This window comes from Pseudomonas sp. 58 R 12 (assembly GCF_900005865.1).
GTDB classification, from domain to species: domain Bacteria; phylum Pseudomonadota; class Gammaproteobacteria; order Pseudomonadales; family Pseudomonadaceae; genus Aquipseudomonas; species Aquipseudomonas tritici.
Genome location: NZ_CVTP01000015.1, coordinates 74,372 through 91,153, shown reverse-complemented (window position 1 = coordinate 91,153; position 16,782 = coordinate 74,372). Strand labels below are relative to the sequence as shown.

General features: G+C 61.9%; 16 protein-coding genes. 12 read left to right on the top strand and 4 right to left on the bottom strand.

What is annotated here, in order from left to right:
• Position 1 precedes the first annotated feature (1 nt).
• Positions 2-2,122, bottom strand: coding sequence for a TonB-dependent receptor plug domain-containing protein (locus BFP95_RS08815; protein WP_371914455.1), 2,121 nt, complete (start codon positions 2,120-2,122; stop codon positions 2-4).
• 194 nt (positions 2,123-2,316) lie between these two features.
• Here BFP95_RS08815 and BFP95_RS08810 point away from each other — a divergent pair, with 194 nt between their 5' ends.
• From BFP95_RS08810 to BFP95_RS08770, 9 genes are all read left to right on the top strand, one after another.
• The gene (locus BFP95_RS08810; RefSeq protein ID WP_065872654.1) at positions 2,317-3,342 is read left to right on the top strand and encodes an NAD(P)H-dependent glycerol-3-phosphate dehydrogenase; all 1,026 of its coding nucleotides are present in this window, start codon (positions 2,317-2,319) and stop codon (positions 3,340-3,342) included.
• Positions 3,343-3,352: 10 nt separating this feature from the next.
• The gene (locus tag BFP95_RS08805; RefSeq protein ID WP_065872653.1) at positions 3,353-3,700 is read left to right on the top strand and encodes a DUF4389 domain-containing protein; all 348 of its coding nucleotides are present in this window, start codon (positions 3,353-3,355) and stop codon (positions 3,698-3,700) included.
• A complete protein-coding gene (sixA, locus tag BFP95_RS08800; protein WP_065872652.1) occupies positions 3,697-4,146 on the top strand; it encodes a phosphohistidine phosphatase SixA in 450 nt (149 codons plus the stop codon). The genes BFP95_RS08805 and sixA overlap by 4 nt, the downstream gene beginning before the upstream one ends.
• An 85-nt stretch (positions 4,147-4,231) precedes the next feature.
• On the top strand, positions 4,232-5,881 hold the full coding sequence (locus BFP95_RS08795; RefSeq protein WP_065909870.1) for an AMP-binding protein: 1,650 nt from the start codon (positions 4,232-4,234) through the stop codon (positions 5,879-5,881).
• 30 nt (positions 5,882-5,911) lie between these two features.
• On the top strand, positions 5,912-6,355 hold the full coding sequence (locus BFP95_RS08790; protein WP_065872650.1) for a hotdog fold thioesterase: 444 nt from the start codon (positions 5,912-5,914) through the stop codon (positions 6,353-6,355).
• 97 nt (positions 6,356-6,452) lie between these two features.
• Positions 6,453-7,256, top strand: a complete 804-nt coding sequence (locus BFP95_RS08785; RefSeq protein ID WP_065872649.1) for an alpha/beta fold hydrolase — start codon at positions 6,453-6,455, stop codon at positions 7,254-7,256.
• Positions 7,253-8,107 (top strand): alpha/beta hydrolase, encoded by an 855-nt coding sequence (locus BFP95_RS08780; RefSeq protein ID WP_065891397.1) that lies wholly within the window; start codon positions 7,253-7,255, stop codon positions 8,105-8,107. The genes BFP95_RS08785 and BFP95_RS08780 overlap by 4 nt, the downstream gene beginning before the upstream one ends.
• Before the next feature lie 102 nt (positions 8,108-8,209).
• Complete coding sequence (locus BFP95_RS08775; RefSeq protein ID WP_065872647.1) at positions 8,210-9,028, top strand: DUF4892 domain-containing protein; 819 nt, start codon at positions 8,210-8,212, stop codon at positions 9,026-9,028.
• 71 nt (positions 9,029-9,099) lie between these two features.
• Positions 9,100-10,161 carry an AI-2E family transporter gene (locus BFP95_RS08770; RefSeq protein WP_065872646.1) on the top strand — a complete coding sequence of 354 codons (1,062 nt, stop codon included), beginning with the start codon at positions 9,100-9,102 and terminating at the stop codon, positions 10,159-10,161.
• Between the two features lie 38 nt (positions 10,162-10,199).
• On the opposite strand, the gene BFP95_RS08765 is transcribed toward BFP95_RS08770, so the two are convergent.
• Positions 10,200-11,237 (bottom strand): sensor histidine kinase, encoded by a 1,038-nt coding sequence (locus BFP95_RS08765; protein ID WP_065909868.1) that lies wholly within the window; start codon positions 11,235-11,237, stop codon positions 10,200-10,202.
• Entirely contained in the window at positions 11,237-12,001 is a 765-nt protein-coding gene (locus tag BFP95_RS08760; protein WP_065872756.1) for a response regulator, read from the bottom strand. The genes BFP95_RS08765 and BFP95_RS08760 overlap by 1 nt, the downstream gene beginning before the upstream one ends.
• Before the next feature lie 259 nt (positions 12,002-12,260).
• On the opposite strand from BFP95_RS08760, the gene pyrF reads away from it, so the two are divergent.
• Positions 12,261-12,959, top strand: a complete 699-nt coding sequence (gene pyrF / locus BFP95_RS08755; RefSeq protein ID WP_049709204.1) for an orotidine-5'-phosphate decarboxylase — start codon at positions 12,261-12,263, stop codon at positions 12,957-12,959.
• 137 nt (positions 12,960-13,096) lie between these two features.
• On the opposite strand, the gene BFP95_RS08750 is transcribed toward pyrF, so the two are convergent.
• Positions 13,097-14,104: an NADP-dependent oxidoreductase gene (locus BFP95_RS08750; protein ID WP_065882488.1), complete on the bottom strand. Its 1,008-nt coding sequence runs from the start codon at positions 14,102-14,104 to the stop codon at positions 13,097-13,099.
• A 240-nt stretch (positions 14,105-14,344) separates the two neighbouring features.
• Between BFP95_RS08750 and BFP95_RS08745 the strand changes: the two genes are divergently transcribed.
• Together BFP95_RS08745 and BFP95_RS08740 are read left to right on the top strand one after the other, a co-directional pair.
• Entirely contained in the window at positions 14,345-15,106 is a 762-nt protein-coding gene (locus BFP95_RS08745; RefSeq protein ID WP_065872642.1) for an SDR family oxidoreductase, read from the top strand.
• Between the two features lie 204 nt (positions 15,107-15,310).
• On the top strand, positions 15,311-16,723 hold the full coding sequence (locus BFP95_RS08740; RefSeq protein ID WP_065909866.1) for an aminotransferase-like domain-containing protein: 1,413 nt from the start codon (positions 15,311-15,313) through the stop codon (positions 16,721-16,723).
• Positions 16,724-16,782: the final 59 nt, after the last annotated feature.

The window sequence follows — 16,782 nt, the reverse complement described above, 5'->3', positions numbered from 1 at the left end:
CTCAGAACTCTAACTCCGCGCTGAAGTAGAGCACGTGGCGACTGTCGTAATTGTTGTCGGCCCAGGTGGTGGGCTGGTTATCGAGGCGTTGTTGCAACATGCCGGCCAGCTCCACGTTGGCTTTGCCCAGGGCAATGCGCTTGGCCACCCGCAGGTCGGCCCGTTCGAAGCGGTAGCCGTTGAGTGCGTCGTCGCCATAGTAGAACAGCGCGCTCGACCAGCCGCGACCCCATTCACGCAACCAGCCGGCGGATCCACTGTTACGCGCGGTTTGTGCTTTATCACGCGGGTTACTGCTGGTGGCATCGACGTAAGCATAGGTCAGCCGCAGACGGTCGGCGTTGCTCACGCGCCAGTCGAACTGGGATTCAGCGCCGGTAAACCGTGAGCTGTTGGCGTTGCTGGCAATGTATTGGTTATTGCGCAGCGGCGAGCTGATCATGTTGGTGATCTCGTCGTAGAACAGTTTCACGTCCATGTTCAGCCCGATGTCGGCAAAAAAGCCGTTGTACCCTAGTTCCCTCGATTTCATCATCTCTTTATCGAGGTTGCCCGGGCCCCGGGTCTTTACGAAGTATTGCCCGGTGGTCTGCCCATAGGCCGGGGAGCCGAGGTTGGTGACGCGATAGCTCCAGTTGACATTGTTCTCGAACATGTCCGGCGAGCGGATCGCTTCGGAATACACCGCGCGCAGACCGTGGCGCGGGTTGATCAGGTAGTTGACGGCCACCCGTGGCGTCAGCGAGTTGCCGCTCAGGTGCGTGTCTTCGTACATCGCGCCGCCTTGCAGCAGCCAATGCTCGCTGGCGCGCCATTCCAACTGGCCGAACAGGCGCCAGGTGGTGTCGTCCAGAGTGCCGTTGAAATAGGTGTCGGAGTCGGCGCGGTCGTAGCGGTAGTTCATGCCGCTGACCAAGCGCAGGCTGTCGGACAGGCTGAGGGTGTCCTGAATCTCCAGGTCGTAGCGGCTTTCGCGGGTGCTTTGGTCGATGTCACCGCACACGCTCTGGTTGGCGCCGTTACGCCATTGGTCCAGCACCTGGTCGGCCAGGGCTTGCTCGGCGGGGCTGCCCGGTGGCGCACTGCCTTGGCTGTAAGTGTCCATGTGCCGGGCCAGCTGTTCGGCATAATTGGGGTTCAGCTGCCATAACTGGGTCAGCTCCGGGCTGAACGAGACCTTGGCATCACAGGCTTTCCAGATTTGCCGGCGATCCCACTGTTGGGCCGAGCCCTGGATATACAGGCTGTGGTCAGGATTGAAATCAAAATTCCAACGCAGGGAACCCGCGTAGTCCTTGGCTGTGACGTCAGAATTGTTACCGCCTTCGGTAATCCCGGCAAACACTGGAGTGTAGGTATAGGGTCGTTGGTTGGTGCCTTCCTTTGCATCCAACTGCACGTCGATGCTCTGTTGGGTGTTCAGCGTCTGGCTGATTGCCAGGCTGAAGCGGTTGAGGCGGCGGCCGTCACGGCGGTCGGCACCGGCAGCGTCGCTGTCGAAGCCGTCGTCCTGCTGCCCGGAGAGGGACAGGCGCAAGTCGCCGGTTTCCCAGCCTGCGCCCTGGCTGGCATAGAAGTCGTTGATGCCACGTGCGCCACGCACCACCTTGACCCGCGAGCCATGACTGTTGGCCGGCGAGCGCGTGAGGATGTTGACCACCGCCATCAAGGCATTGGCGCCGTAGCTGACGGTGTTGGGGCCACGGAACACTTCGATGCGCTCTATATCTTCCATGGCGACCGGAATGTCGCTCCAATCCACGGTGGCCAAGCCCGCGCGATACACCGAGCGGCCGTCTATCAGCACCTGCATGCGCCGCGCATCGCTGGCACTGGTGCCATGGTAGTTCACCGCCGCCTGGTTGCCGGTGGTGTAGCCGACCATCATCCCTGGTACCAGCCGCAGCAGTTCACTGATATCCCGCGCGCCACTGGCCTTGATCAGCTCGCTGTCGATCACGGTCATGCTGCCAGGCACGGCGGCGGCCGATTGCTTGAGACGCGTGGCGGTCAGCACTTGGGGCAGGGGCTGGCTGTCGAGGAACAGGTCATCGGCCATGACCGGCGCGCTGCACAGCAGCATCAGCCACAGAGGTAGACGAGGAGGAGGGCCCAAATACACGGCACGGCCTTGATAATTGCGGATAGCCGCCCATGTTAACTGAGGTGGGGCCTTTTGCCAGTCGTCGGACTTGTAATTACTTCATGCAAACCTGCCATTTTCCGACAAACGCACGAATTGATACGGGGGCTGGCCGCAAGCGGGTCGGCCCGTATAATGCGCCATCGCCACTGGTATGGATTAACGGATTGCATATGACTGAACAGCGCCCTATCGCGGTCCTGGGAGGCGGAAGTTTTGGTACCGCCGTGGCAAATTTGCTGGCCGAAAACGGTCACGCTGTGCGCCAGTGGATGCGCGATCCCGAACAGGCCGAGGCCATTCGGGTTAACCGGGAAAATCCGCGTTACCTCAAAGGCATCAAGATTCATCCGGCGGTCGAGCCTGTCACCGACCTGCTGGAAACCCTCACAGCCTGCGACCTGTGCTTTGTCGCGTTGCCGTCCAGCGCACTGCGTTCGGTGTTGGCGCCCCACGCCGAACGCCTAGCGGGCAAGCTGCTGGTCAGCCTGACTAAAGGCATCGAGGCGCAGACCTTCAAGCTGATGAGCGAAATCCTTGAAGAAATCGCTCCTCAGGCGCGCATTGGCGTGCTGTCCGGGCCGAATCTGGCGCGGGAAGTGGCCGAGCACGCGCTGACCGCCACCGTGGTCGCCAGTGAAGACGAAGCACTCTGCGAGCGCGTCCAGGCCGTGCTGCATGGCCGGACCTTCCGCGTCTATGCCAGCAACGACCGCTTTGGCGTCGAACTGGGCGGTGCGCTGAAAAACGTCTATGCGATCATCGCCGGCATGGCCGTGGCGCTGGGCATGGGCGAAAACACCAAGAGCATGCTGATCACCCGCGCCTTGGCCGAGATGACCCGTTTTGCCGTGAACCAGGGCGCCAACCCGATGACCTTCCTGGGGCTGGCGGGTGTGGGCGACTTGATCGTCACCTGCTCCTCGCCGAAAAGCCGCAACTACCAGGTGGGTTTCGCCCTCGGCCAGGGCTTGAGCCTGGAAGACGCGGTCACGCGCCTGGGTGAAGTGGCCGAAGGCGTCAACACCCTCAAGGTGCTCAAGGCCAAGGCCCAGGAGGCCGGCGTGTATATGCCGCTGGTCGCCGGGCTGCACGCGATCCTGTTTGAAGGGCGCACCTTGGACCAGGTCATCGAGCTGCTGATGCGCGCCGAACCGAAAACCGATGTCGACTTTATTTCCACCAGTGGTTTCAACTGAGGAACGCGTCATGAACGATCCAAAAGCAGCGCCCACGTACGAATCCATTGGCCTGCGCATCCTGTGGATGCTGGTGTTTGCCCTGGTGTGGCAAGTGGCGCAGTTCCTGCTCGGCGCGCTGGTGGTGGTGCAGTTGATCTACCGCTTGATCTATGGCGCACCGAACCTGGGCCTGATGAACTTCGGCGACAGCCTCAGCCAGTTCCTGGCGCAGATCGGCCGTTTCGGCAGCTTCCACTCCGAACAGAAACCATGGCCGTTCGCCGACTGGCCGACCCCGCGCGCACCCGAGGGCGAAGCCGCCCACAGCGTGCCGCCAGCGCCGCACCCGGTGCGTGATGAGGAGCCAAAGCTGTGAAGTTGTGGATTTTGCGTCACGGCGAAGCAGAAGCCCATGCCCCCTCCGACGCCCAGCGCAACCTCACCGAACACGGGCGCGCTGAAGTGTTGCGCAGTGCCGCGCACCTGATCGGCCAACCCCTCAGTGCCATCATCGCCAGCCCTTATGTGCGGGCACAGCAGACCGCGCACCTGGTGCGTGAGGCCTTGGGGTTCGAGCCGGATATTCGCACGGTGCCGTGGCTCACGCCGGAGGGCAATCCTGGGCAGGTGCTGGAAAAGCTCGACACCGATGACAACGTGCTGCTGGTCAGCCACCAGCCGTTGGTGGGCAGCCTGATCAGCTTTCTGCAGCATGGTCACCCGCGTCAGCCGCAGCCGATGCACACCGCCAGCCTGGCGGAACTGGAGGGGGATTTCCCGCTGGCGGGGTTGATGAGCCTGGTAGGCGTGAAACACCCGTAGGCGATATCGCTGCTTTGTGTGTGCTATATATTCAACCAAGCAAGTGCTTGGTTGGCTATCGTCGGACCACAAAGGAGCGCGTCCCATGCCCGTCGCTTTTCGTTTGCCGTTGCAGGTCTTCTTTGAACGTGAAGCGCGCCACCCGCGCCAGACCTTTCTGGTCCAGCCCACTGGCGGCAGCGAGGTGCAAAGCCTCACGTGGGGCGATGTCGGTCACCAGGCCCGTTGCGCCGCGCACTGGCTGCGTGCTCGCGAGTTGCCCCAGGGCTCGCACATTGCCCTGATCTCGAAAAACTGCGCGCACTGGATCATTGCCGACTTGGCGATCTGGATGGCCGGGCACGTCTCTGTGCCGCTGTACCCCAACCTCACCGCCGACTCCGTTGCCCATGTGCTCAGCCATTCCGAGGCGGCACTGGTGTTTATCGGCAAACTCGACGATTGGCCCGCCATGGCACCCGGTGTGCGGGCGGGTGTGCCGACCATCAGCCTGCCACTGTGCCCGTCGGGAACGTTCGATTTCAGTTGGGCCGACCTGCAAGCCTGCTCGCCGATTCAGGACAACCCCCAGCCTGCCGCTTCGGACTTGGCCACCATCATCTATACCTCCGGCACTACCGGCCTCCCCAAAGGCGTGATGCACAGCTTTGGCGCCTTGGGGTTTGCCGCCACCCGCGGCACCGAGTTATTTGGGCTGGGGGAGGGCGACCGGCTGTTGTCCTACCTGCCGTTGTGCCATGTGGCGGAGCGGATGTTTGTGGAGATGGCGTCGATTTACACCGGGCAAACGGTGTATTTCGCAGAAAGCCTGGATACTTTTCTGACCGATCTGCGTAGGGCACGTCCGACCGCACTGTTTGGCGTGCCGCGGATCTGGACCAAATTTCAGATGGGCGTCTACGCCAAGATCCCGCAAAAGCGCCTCGACACCTTGCTGCGCCTGCCCTTTATCGGCAAACGCGTAGGTCACAAGGTACTTGCCGGCCTGGGCCTGGACGCGTTGCGCATCGCACTGTCCGGCGCGGCGCCCGTGCCTGAGGCGCTGCTGCGCTGGTACCAACGCCTGGGCCTGGATGTGCTCGAGGTGTATGGCATGACCGAGAGCTGCGGCTACTCCCATGTGTGCCGTCCCGGCCAACAGATCCTCGGCTGGATCGGCCTGCCGTGCCCCGGTGTTGAAGTGCGCATCGACCCCTCGGGCGAAGTGCAGGTGCGCAGCGGTGCGACCATGCTCGGTTACTTCAAGGACCCGCAGAAAACCTGCGAGACCCTCACCGCTGATGGTTTCCTGCGTACTGGCGACAAAGGCGAGCAGGATGCCGATGGCCGCCTGCGCCTGACCGGGCGGCTCAAGGAAATCTTCAAGACCAGCAAAGGCAAATACGTAGCGCCGGCGCCGATTGAAAACCGCTTGGCTGAACATGCTCGTATCGAGCAAGTGTGCGTAGTGGGGGATGGGCTGCCCGCGCCGATAGGGTTGTGCGTGTTATCGGCGGTGAGCGAGGACCCGCACGCACTGCGCAGCAGCCTTGAGCGCTGGCTGGCACAGGTCAACCAGGCGCTGGATAAGCATGAACGCTTGCGCCAACTGGTGGTGGTGAAAGACAACTGGGCGGTGGAGAACGGCTTCCTGACCCCGACCTTGAAGATCAAGCGCAACGTGATCGAATCGACTTACGGTGCGCAATTCCACGCATGGAGCGAGCGTTCCGAATCCGTTCTGTGGCAGGATTAGGATCATCATAAAACCAACAAGGACAATGGCATGAGCCTCTGGCGTACCCAACCGAATATCGACCAACTCAATGCGGCCCAGAAAAACACCATCGGTGAACTGTTGGATATCCGCTTTGAAAGTTTCGACGACGACTCCCTGACCGCCAGCATGGTGGTCGATCATCGCACCCACCAGCCTTACGGCCTGCTGCACGGCGGCGCTTCGGTGGTGTTGGCCGAGAGCGTCGGCTCCATGGCGGCGTACCTGTGCATCGACGCCAGCAAGTTCTATTGCGTCGGGCTGGAGGTCAACGCCAACCACCTGCGCGGTGTGCGCAGCGGACGCGTGACGGCGGTGGCCAAGGCGATCCACATTGGGCGCACTACCCAGGTCTGGGACATCCGCTTGACCAGCGACGATGGCAAAACCAGCTGCGTGTCGCGCCTGACCATGGCCGTGGTACCCCTGGGCGAGAACCCACCGGCGCGATAGGCGTGGCGTGAGTGTCATCATTCCTGGCAGTTACAGTCATTGCTGTGCCGGCCAGGCATGGTGACAATCAATCTCTGTTTTTGTAGATGGATCCGGTATGTCGCAGCATGTGTTTTTTGCTCACGCCAATGGCTTCCCTTCGGCCACTTACGGCAAGTTGTTTGCCGCGCTGGGCCCGGAATACGCAGTAGCTCACGTGCCGCAGCACGGCCACGACCCCAGGTTTCCGGTGGACGATAACTGGCAGAACCTGGTGGACGAGTTGATCCACCACCTGGAGCAGCAACCCGAACCGGTGTGGGGCGTGGGCCATTCCCTCGGCGGCGTGTTGCACCTGCACGCGGCCATGCGGTGCCCGCAGTTGTATCGCGGAGTGGTGATGCTCGATTCTCCGGTGCTGACCCGTGCCGACCGCTGGGTCATTCGCGCGGCCAAGCGCTTGGGTTTCATCGACCGCCTGACCCCGGCTGGGCGCACCCTGGGCCGTCGCGAGGAATTTACCGATCTGGAGGCTGCGCGCAGTTACTTCGCCGGCAAGACGTTGTTCCGTGGCTTTGACCCGGAATGCTTCGACGCTTACCTGCAACATGGCTTGTATCAGGTGGGTGATCGCCTGCGCCTGCGCTTCGACCCGGCCACCGAAATCAGTATCTACCGTGGCGTGCCGCATACCAGTCCGGGCCAGGTGCGCCAATTGAAGGTGCCACTGGCAGTGGTGCGCGGCCGACAGAGCCGCGTGGTGATGCGTCACCACGCCAGCGGCGTCGGGCGCCTGCCCATGGGCGAAATGCTCACCATGCCCGGCGGCCATATGTTCCCCCTTGAGCGCCCCCAAGACACCGCGACCTTGATCAAGAACCTGTTCTCCCGCTGGGACGCGCGCGAGCGTAGTTGCGCATGAGCACACCCGTCGAAGAAGTCCGCCTGAGCCTGCCGCATATCGAACTGGCGGCCCACCTGTTCGGTCCCGAGGACGGTGTGCCGGTGATCGCGCTGCATGGCTGGCTGGACAACGCCAACAGCTTTGCGCGACTGGCCCCGAAACTTCAGGGTTTGCGCATCGTTGCACTGGATATGGCCGGGCACGGGCATTCTGCGCATCGTCCTACAGGTGCCGGTTATGCCTTGTGGGATTACGTCTATGACGTGCTGCACGTCGCCGAGCAACTGGGCTGGAAACGTTTTGCATTACTTGGTCACTCCCTCGGTGCCATCGTTTCCCTGGTGCTCGCCGGCGCCTTGCCTGAGCGCGTGACGCACTTGGGGTTGATCGACGGCGTGATCCCGCCGACCGCCAGCGGTGACAACGCTGCCGAGCGGCTGGGCATGGCGTTGCAAGCGCAATTGAACCTGCAGGACAAGCGCAAGCCGGTCTATAACACCCTGGATCGTGCCGTCGAAGCGCGTATGAAAGGCGTGGTCGCGGTCAGTCGCGAAGCCGCAGAACTGCTGGCCCAGCGCGGTTTGATGCCGGTGCCGGGTGGTTACACCTGGCGTACCGATAGCCGTCTGACCCTGGCTTCGCCGATGCGCCTGACCGACGAACAAGCCATGGCCTTCGTGCGGCGCGTAAGTTGCCCTACGCAGTTGGTGGTCGCTGCCGACGGCATGCTGGCGAAACATCCCGAATTGCTTTCTCAGCTACCCTTTACCGTGACCACCCTGCCTGGTGGCCATCATTTGCACCTGAATGATGAGTCTGGGGCGCTCCTTGTTGCAGACTGTTTCAATCGGTTCTTCCGCGCGCCTTGACTTGGAGCGGTCAACTGCCGAGGCTGGGCGGATTGAAAGGGAGTCAACCATGAACAACTTCAACATCGCTATGACCAACGATGGCCAGGGCTCGTTGATCTTATGAGCGTGCGTAACGGATGTATCCGTGTCCTGGGCTTAAGCCTGCTTAGCCCATTGGTATTCGCCGCCGACCTACCGGGTAGCCAGGACCTGCCCGCCGTAGCCCGCCAGGTCGACGCGCAAATCGTCGATTACCGGCCCGCCGAAGAAAAAGAACGCATCTACCCCATGGGCGCGATCCGCAAGATCAGCGGCCAGCTGCGCTATGAAGGCCAGGCCATCGCGCGCGGCCAAGCCACCGCCATCACCTATGAGTTGCCCGCCGAACACAGCGCCAGCGCCGCGTTTACCGCGACGCGTGAAGCGTTGCAGGAAAAGGGCGCGCAGTTGTTGTTCTGGTGCAAGGCCCGCGATTGTGGTGAAAGCAGCCTGTGGGCCAATGAGATTTTCGGCAACGCCAAGCTGGTCGGCGCCGACAGCCAGCAGGAATACCTGTTGCTGCGCCTGGCCGAGCCACAGGCCAACTCCCTGGTGGCGCTCTATGGCATCACCCGGGGCAATCGCCGCGCCTATCTGCATGTGGAGCAATTGGACGCCAGCGCGCCATTGGGCGATCTGTTGCCTACCTCGGCGACCCTGTTGCGCGAGCTGAAAAGCACCGGTGAGCTGGGCTTCCCCGCGCTCGCCGGCGCACCCGACGCCACCTGGCTGACCTTGATTTCCCGTGGGTTGAACCTCGACACCACGTTGCGCGTCAGTTTGACCGGGCCGAGCGCCGAAGCCTGGCGCCAGGGCCTGATCGACAACGGCGTGCGCGCTGCGCGCCTGGAAAGCGGCACGGGTGACGCCAAAGGCCTGCATGTGCATCTGATACGCTAGGCGTGACCAGGCGAACGGACCCGCGCCGTTCGCCTAAGCTGTCTTCCTAAGTCTTCTTCTAGAGATACCCCATGCTCAATAACGATCGCCTGCTGGTGCAAATCCTGCTGCTGGTGCTGTTTGGTGCCAGTCTATGGGTGATGGCACCGTTCTGGTCGGCGCTGTTCTGGGGCGCAGTGCTGGCGTTTGCCAGTTGGCCACTGATGGTCCTGCTCACGCGTTGGCTCGGCGGCCGGGAGTCTCTGGCGGCCGCCATCCTGACGCTAGGCTGGATGTTGCTGGTGGCAGTGCCGCTGGTGTGGCTGGGCTTCAACCTCGCGGACCATGTGCGCGACGCGGTGGCGTTGATCAAGGATATCCAGGTCGACGGCTTGCCGGCGGCGCCTACCTGGCTCGGTTCGATTCCCTTTGTCGGCGAGCGGCTGGTGGCAACCTGGGACAGCATCGACCAACAAGGCGCGGCCTTGATGGTCAGCATCAAGCCGTACCTGGGGCAGGTTGGCAATTGGTTGCTGGCGCGCAGTGCGCAGATCGGCGGCGGCATTCTTGAACTGACGTTGAGCCTGGTGTTCGTGTTCTTTTTCTATCGAGACGGGCCGCGCTTGGCGATGTTCGTCCACCGTTTATTGGAACGCTTGATCGGCGAACGCGCGGGCTACTACATCGAACTGGTGGCTGGCACCGTACAACGGGTAGTCAACGGCGTGATTGGCACCGCCGCCGCCCAGGCGGTGCTGGCACTGATCGGCTTCCTGATCGCCGGCGTACCGGGCGCGCTGGTGCTGGGCGTCGTCACCTTCCTGCTCAGCCTGATCCCCATGGGCCCGCCGCTGGTGTGGATCCCTGCCACGGCCTGGCTGGCCTGGAAAGGTGATTACACCTACGCGGTGTTCCTCGGTGTATGGGGCACATTCATCATCAGCGGCGTGGACAACGTGCTCAAGCCCTACCTCATCAGTCGGGGCGGCAATCTGCCGCTGGTCATTGTGTTGCTCGGCGTGTTCGGTGGTTTGATTGCCTTTGGTTTTATCGGCCTGTTTATCGGCCCGACCTTGCTGGCGGTGGCCTACAGCCTGTTGACGGATTGGAGTGCGACCCAGGCTCAGGGGCGTCGGGAAGATAAGCCGCTGTAACGGTTGTATGAGGGCTAATGTGGGAGCGGTGCTGGGCATCAGGCCCTGGGCAACCACATCACGGCCGTCAGTCCACCACCAGGAGTTTCCTCCAGGTTCAGGCGACCGCCGAGGCGTTCCGCCGCTTCCTTGGAAATCGTCATGCCCAGGCCGACGCCGCCGGAGTTGCGGTTGCGTGAGCCTTCCAGCCGGTAGAACGGCTCGAACACCGCTTCACGCTTGTCGGCGGCGATGCCCGGGCCATGATCGATGACGCGGATGACCAGTGCCTCGTGACTGTCCGTCAGCTCGATGCGTGTCGAGCCGGCATAACGCAAGGCGTTGTCGATCAGGTTGTTCAGGCATGAACGCAAGGCCATCGGCTGCACTTGCAACGGCGCGCAGGTGCCGGCGAATTGCACATCCGAACCCTGGTCCTGGGCGTTTTCGCTCATCGACTCCACCAGCGCTTGCACGTCCAGCCAATGCCGGGTTTCGCTGGTGCGTTGTTCGTGCAGGTAGCTCAGGGTGGCGTCGAGCATGCCGATCATGTCGTCCAGGTCCTGGCGCATCTGGCCCTGCAGCCGCGTATCTTCGATCTGTTCCAGGCGCAGCTTGAGGCGTGACAGCGGGGTACGCAGGTCATGGGAGACCGCACCGAGCATGCGCGCGCGTTGGCTGACCTGTTCGCGGATGCGTTTTTGCATCAGGTTGAAGGTCGATGCCGCCTGCCGCGCTTCCAGCGGCCCGGACTCTTCCAGCGGCGGGCTGTCGAGGTCCAGGCTTAAACGCTCGGCCGCCTCGCTGAGGCGTTGAATCGGTCTGCTCAACAGCTTGGCCCCGTACCAGGCGGCGATAATCAGTGAGACAAATTGAAACGTCAGGGGCACCACCGGGCCGCCAAACCAGGGGCGGTGGTGCTCTTTGCCCTCCGGTACCATTGTTCCGTCCGGTTGCTCGATAAACCGCTCAGGCGGTGGCGGCGGCGGTTGGCCGTAATGGTGGAACCAGAAGAACGCCAGCGCGTGGGCCAGCACAATCGCTACCAGCAACACGCCAAACAGCCGACCAAACAGCGTATTGAAAGGGGCACGCATCAGCCAATATCCCGCGCGTCGAACAGGTAGCCTTCGCCACGCACGGTCTTGATCAACTGCGGTGCCTTGGGATCATCCCCGAGTTTCTGCCGCAGTCGCGACACCAGCAAGTCGATGCTGCGATCAAAGGCTTCAATTGAGCGGCCACGGGCTGCATCCAACAACTGCTCGCGGCTCAGCACGCGGCGCGGGCGTTCGATAAACACCCACAGCAAGCGGAATTCCGCGTTGGACAGCGGCACCACCAAACCATCGTCGGCCACCAGCTGGCGCAGCACACTGTTCAGGCGCCAGTTGTCGAAGCGGATATTCGCGCGCTGTTCAGTACGGTCATCACGCACGCGGCGCAGGATGGTCTGGATGCGCGCCACCAGTTCGCGCGGCTCGAACGGCTTGGACATGTAGTCATCGGCGCCCAGTTCCAGGCCGATAATGCGGTCGGTGGGTTCGCAGCGGGCGGTGAGCATCAGGATCGGGATGTCCGATTCCGCGCGCAGCCAGCGGCACAACGAGAGGCCGTCCTCGCCTGGCAGCATCAGGTCGAGCACCACCACGTCAAAGGTTTCGGCTTGCATGGCTTGGCGCATCGTGGTGCCGTCGGTGACGCCGGTGGCGAGAATGCCGAAGCGGGCCAGGTAGTCGATCAGCAGTTCGCGAATCGGCACATCGTCGTCAACGATCAGCGCACGGGTGTTCCAGCGCTTGTCATCGGCGATCACCGCGGCTTTTTGCTCGTCGTTCATAAAGACGGAAGGGGTATGCATAATGCGATCATCTGCCTGGTCGTTGCGGTCAGCATAGGCGCCCAGCCCCATGGCTGGAAGTGCTGGTCGGTGGGTCGTGCAGGCGAGGCTAGCCGTAGGGCGTGTTGTGGGCATGTCGTGAATGTATCAGCTTTGAAATAATCTCCAGAAATGCCCGCCTGACGGCGCTTGGTCAGTATTTACCGATCATCGGATCCCGCAACGGCGCTGCTTGCGCTACAATCCGCGCCGATTTCGACTTGCCTGAGAGCCCATTCCAATGTCCGTCTGCCAGACTCCTATCATCGTCGCCCTGGATTACCCCACTCGTGACGCCGCACTGAAGCTGGCTGACCAGTTGGATCCCAAGCTTTGCCGCGTCAAAGTCGGCAAGGAACTGTTCACCAGCTGCGCCGCGGAAATCGTCGGCACCCTGCGTGACAAAGGCTTCGAGGTGTTCCTCGACCTGAAATTCCACGACATCCCGAACACCACCGCCATGGCGGTCAAGGCTGCCGCCGAAATGGGCGTGTGGATGGTCAACGTGCATTGCTCCGGCGGCCTGCGCATGATGGCCGCCTGCCGTGAAGTGCTGGAACAGCGCAGCGGCCCCAAACCGCTGCTGATCGGCGTGACCGTGCTCACCAGCATGGAGCGTGAAGACTTGGCCGGTATTGGCCTGGACATCGAGCCCCAGGAGCAAGTCCTGCGCCTGGCCGCCCTGGCGCAGAAAGCCGGCCTCGATGGCCTGGTGTGTTCGGCGCTGGAAGCGCAGGCGCTGAAAACCGCGCACCCATCGCTGCAACTGGTGACGCCGGGCATTCGGCCGGCGGGCAGCGCCCAGGATGACCAGCGCCGTATCCTGACCCCGCGTCAGGCACTGGATGCGGGTTCGGATTACTTGGTAATTGGCCGCCCGATCAGCCAGGCGGCGGATCCGGCGAAGGCGCTGGCGGCCGTGGTAGCCGAAATCGCCTGATCGATCACAGAGCAAAATGTGGGAGCTGGCTTGCCTGCGATGCTGACAACTCGGTCTTTTAGTAATACCGAGGTGATGCTATCGCAGGCAAGCCAGCTCCCACATTGAGCAGTGCTTACAGTGGTATTCGGGGTGTGTCAGTTGACCTTGAGTACCAGTTTGCCAAAGTTCTCCCCGTTGAACAGCTTCATCAACGTCTCCGGGAACGTCTCCAGCCCCTCTACGATATCTTCCTTGCTCTTGAGCTTGCCCTGCGCCATCCAGCCGGCCATTTCCTGTCCGGCCGCGGCAAAGTTCGCCGCGTGATCCATCACCACAAAACCTTCCATTCGCGCGCGATTGACCAGCAATGACAGGTAGTTGGTCGGGCCCTTCACGGCTTCCTTGTTGTTGTATTGGCTGATGGCACCGCAAATCACCACGCGCGCCTTCAGTGCCAGGCGGCTGAGGACGGCGTCGAGAATATCGCCGCCGACGTTATCGAAATACACATCCACGCCCTTGGGGCATTCGCGCTTGAGCGCGGCGGGCACGTCTTCGCTTTTGTAATCGATGGCGGCGTCGAAGCCCAGTTCATTCACCAGGAACGTGCACTTGTCTGCACCGCCGGCAATGCCCACCACGCGGCAGCCTTTGAGCTTGGCGATCTGCCCGGCAATGCTGCCCACGGCGCCGGCCGCGCCGGAGATCACTACGGTTTCGCCTGCCTTGGGGGCGCCGGTGTCCAGCAACGCGAAATAGGCAGTCATGCCGGTCATGCCCAGGGCAGACAGGTAGCGCGGCAAAGGTGCGAGTTTTGGATCAACCTTGTAGAAACCACGCGGCTCGCCCAGGAAGTAATCCTGCACACCCAAGGCACCGTTGACGTAGTCCCCGACCGAAAATTTCGGGTTGTTGGACGCAATCACTTTCCCCACACCCAGCGCACGCATCACTTCACCGATGCCGACCGGCGGAATGTAGGACTTGCCTTCATTCATCCAGCCGCGCATGGCCGGGTCGAGGGACAGGTATTCGTTGCGCACCAGCACTTGCCCATCCTGGGGTGTGCCCACCGGCACTTCCTGGTAGGTGAAGGTTTCCCGGGTAGCCGCGCCGACCGGGCGCTTGGCGAGCAGGAATTGGCGGTTGGTCTGGGCGGTCATGGCAGGGACTCTTCTGGAAATGAACCTGAAGTGATAGACCCTGAACGGCCAGGGAGCAAGGTTCACCCAATGCGCGAATGCTTGTCGATAGGCATTGCTGATAGTCAGCCTAGGTCTGTTATCACTGCGATCCATGCAGCCTTAACCGGCCTTTTGATAGTGCTGACGCGTCCGGCGTGGCGTTGGCTAGACTCGGCCCACGGTTAGATTCCCCATAAAACACTCTGCAGGACATCCTCCATGAGCATGACGTTTTCCGGTCAAGTCGCCTTAGTAACCGGTGCCGCCGCCGGTATTGGCCGCGCCACCGCCCTCGCATTCGCCGCCGAAGGCTTGAAGGTCGTGGTTGCCGACCTGGATGCAGCGGGTGGCGAGGGCACCGTCGCCCTGATCCATCAAGCGGGTGGCGAAGCGCTGTTTGTACGCTGCAACGTCACGCTGGAGGCCGATGTGCAGCAATTGATGGCCCAGACCATCACCGCCTATGGCCGCCTGGACTACGCCTTCAATAACGCCGGGATCGAGATCGAGAAAGGCAAGCTGGCCGACGGCAGCCTGGATGAGTTCGACGCGATCATGGGCGTCAACGTCAAAGGTGTGTGGCTGTGCATGAAGTACCAGTTGCCGCTGCTGCTGGCCCAAGGTGGCGGGGCGATCGTCAACACGGCGTCGGTAGCGGGTTTGGGCGCGGCGCCCAAGATGAGCATTTACGCCGCTTCCAAGCATGCGGTGATCGGCCTGACCAAATCGGCGGCCATCGAGTATGCGAAGAAGAAAATCCGTGTCAATGCGGTCTGCCCGGCGGTGATCGATACCGATATGTTCCGGCGTGCCTATGAAGCCGACCCACGCAAAGCCGAATTTGCCGCCGCCATGCATCCGGTCGGGCGCATTGGCAAGGTCGAGGAGATCGCCAGCGCGGTGCTCTACCTCTGCAGTGATGGCGCGGCCTTTACCACTGGCCAGGCCTTGGCGGTGGACGGGGGGGCTACGGCTATCTAGGACCTCACGTCGCCCGCTATTCGAAAAGGTTTGGGAGGGCTGTGGGGCGTTTCCATAGCTGGCAATGGGCCCTGTCAGAATGTGTATCAGTAGGTAAATAACTTAATAAAATCAATACTTTAATAAGATTTGGCGACGGGTTGCGAGGGGCTTCTGTGCTTAACTGTTCTGGGTTGAATAACAAACAGTTGAAGTGAGTGGCGCATGGATTTAGGGATCGATCGACAAGCCCTTGTACCGGTGGTGCAGCAAATCATCAGCGCAGTGGCGCAGTGGATTCGCAACAGTGGGGCGAGCCCCGGTACACGCTTGCCGTCCATTCGACAGGTGGCCCTCGATAACCTGCTCAGCCAGTCCTGCGTGATCGAGGCGTTCGAGCGGATGGTCGCCCAGGGCTTGCTGGTGTCGAAACACGGCTCGGGGTTCGTGGTCGCGCAGCCGTCCGGCTCGCATGAGGGCCAATGGTACGAAGGCGCAGAGCGGGAATGGGGGCCGTTCGTCGATAACCCAATCGGTGAGCTGAAACTGGGCTGCGGCTGGTTGCCGGATGCCTGGCGCGAAAGCGATGACATCAGCTATGCGATTCGTGAAGTCACCCGTACCGACACCGCCGGCTTGTTCAACTACAGTACCCCATTGGGTTTGCTGGCGCTGCGCGAACAACTGCTTAAGCGACTGACCCAGATCCACATTGCCACCCACCTTGACCGCATTCTCACCACGGCAGGCGCCAGCCATGCACAGGACTTGCTGATACGCACGCTGCTCAAGGCTGGCGATTGCGTGGTGGTCGAAACGCCGGGGTACGGCAACCTCTATCGGCAGCTGGCGTTCCACGGCGTGCAACTGCTGCAAGTGCCGCGCACCCAAGGAGGCCCGGACCTTGCGGCGCTGGAAGCATTGCTGCAGCGGCATCGGCCCAAGTGCCTGTTCATCAACAGCCTGTATCACAACCCCACCGGCACCAGCCTGAACCGCACAGTGGCTGAACGTTTGCTGGAACTGGCGCACCGCGAGAACTTCCTGATCATTGAAGAGGATGTGTTCGGCGACCTGCAACCCGCCAGTTGCACGCGGCTTTCAGCGTTGCCCCATGGTGATCGGGTGATCTACGTCGCAAGCTTTTCCAAGACCCTGAGCAGTGCCCTGCGCGTGGGTTTTCTCAGTGCCAGCACGGTGATCATCGCGCAACTGGCGAGCCTCAAGACCATGACCGGGTTTGGCACCTCGCGATTTGCCGAGGCGGTGGTGGCCACGCTGCTGGCTAATGGCACCTATCGCAAGTGGGTGCAGCGCCTGCGCAAGCGACTGCGTGCGCAAATGGCCGCTACGTTGCAGGTACTGGAGGACGAGGAGTGGGAGGTGTTCGCCAAACCCGCTGGCGGTATGTTCCTGTGGGCACGGCCAGGGTTGGGGGATCGGTCAAGGGTGCAGGGGTGTGCCCGGCGGCTCGGCGTCTTGTTGTCGCCGGGGGTGCTGTTCAGTCCAACCGGCGAACCCAGCGATTGGCTGCGCATCAATGTGGCCTATGCGGCCGATCAACGAGCCTTGGCATTGTTCCGCGCCATGGGGCCTGCCAGATCGACCTCAACCATCCTGAAAACGACGAGCGTGTAGCTTTTTGCCATTATTGTGGCGCCAACGACTTGTGTTCAATGCCTTGTGGTTGCGAATCT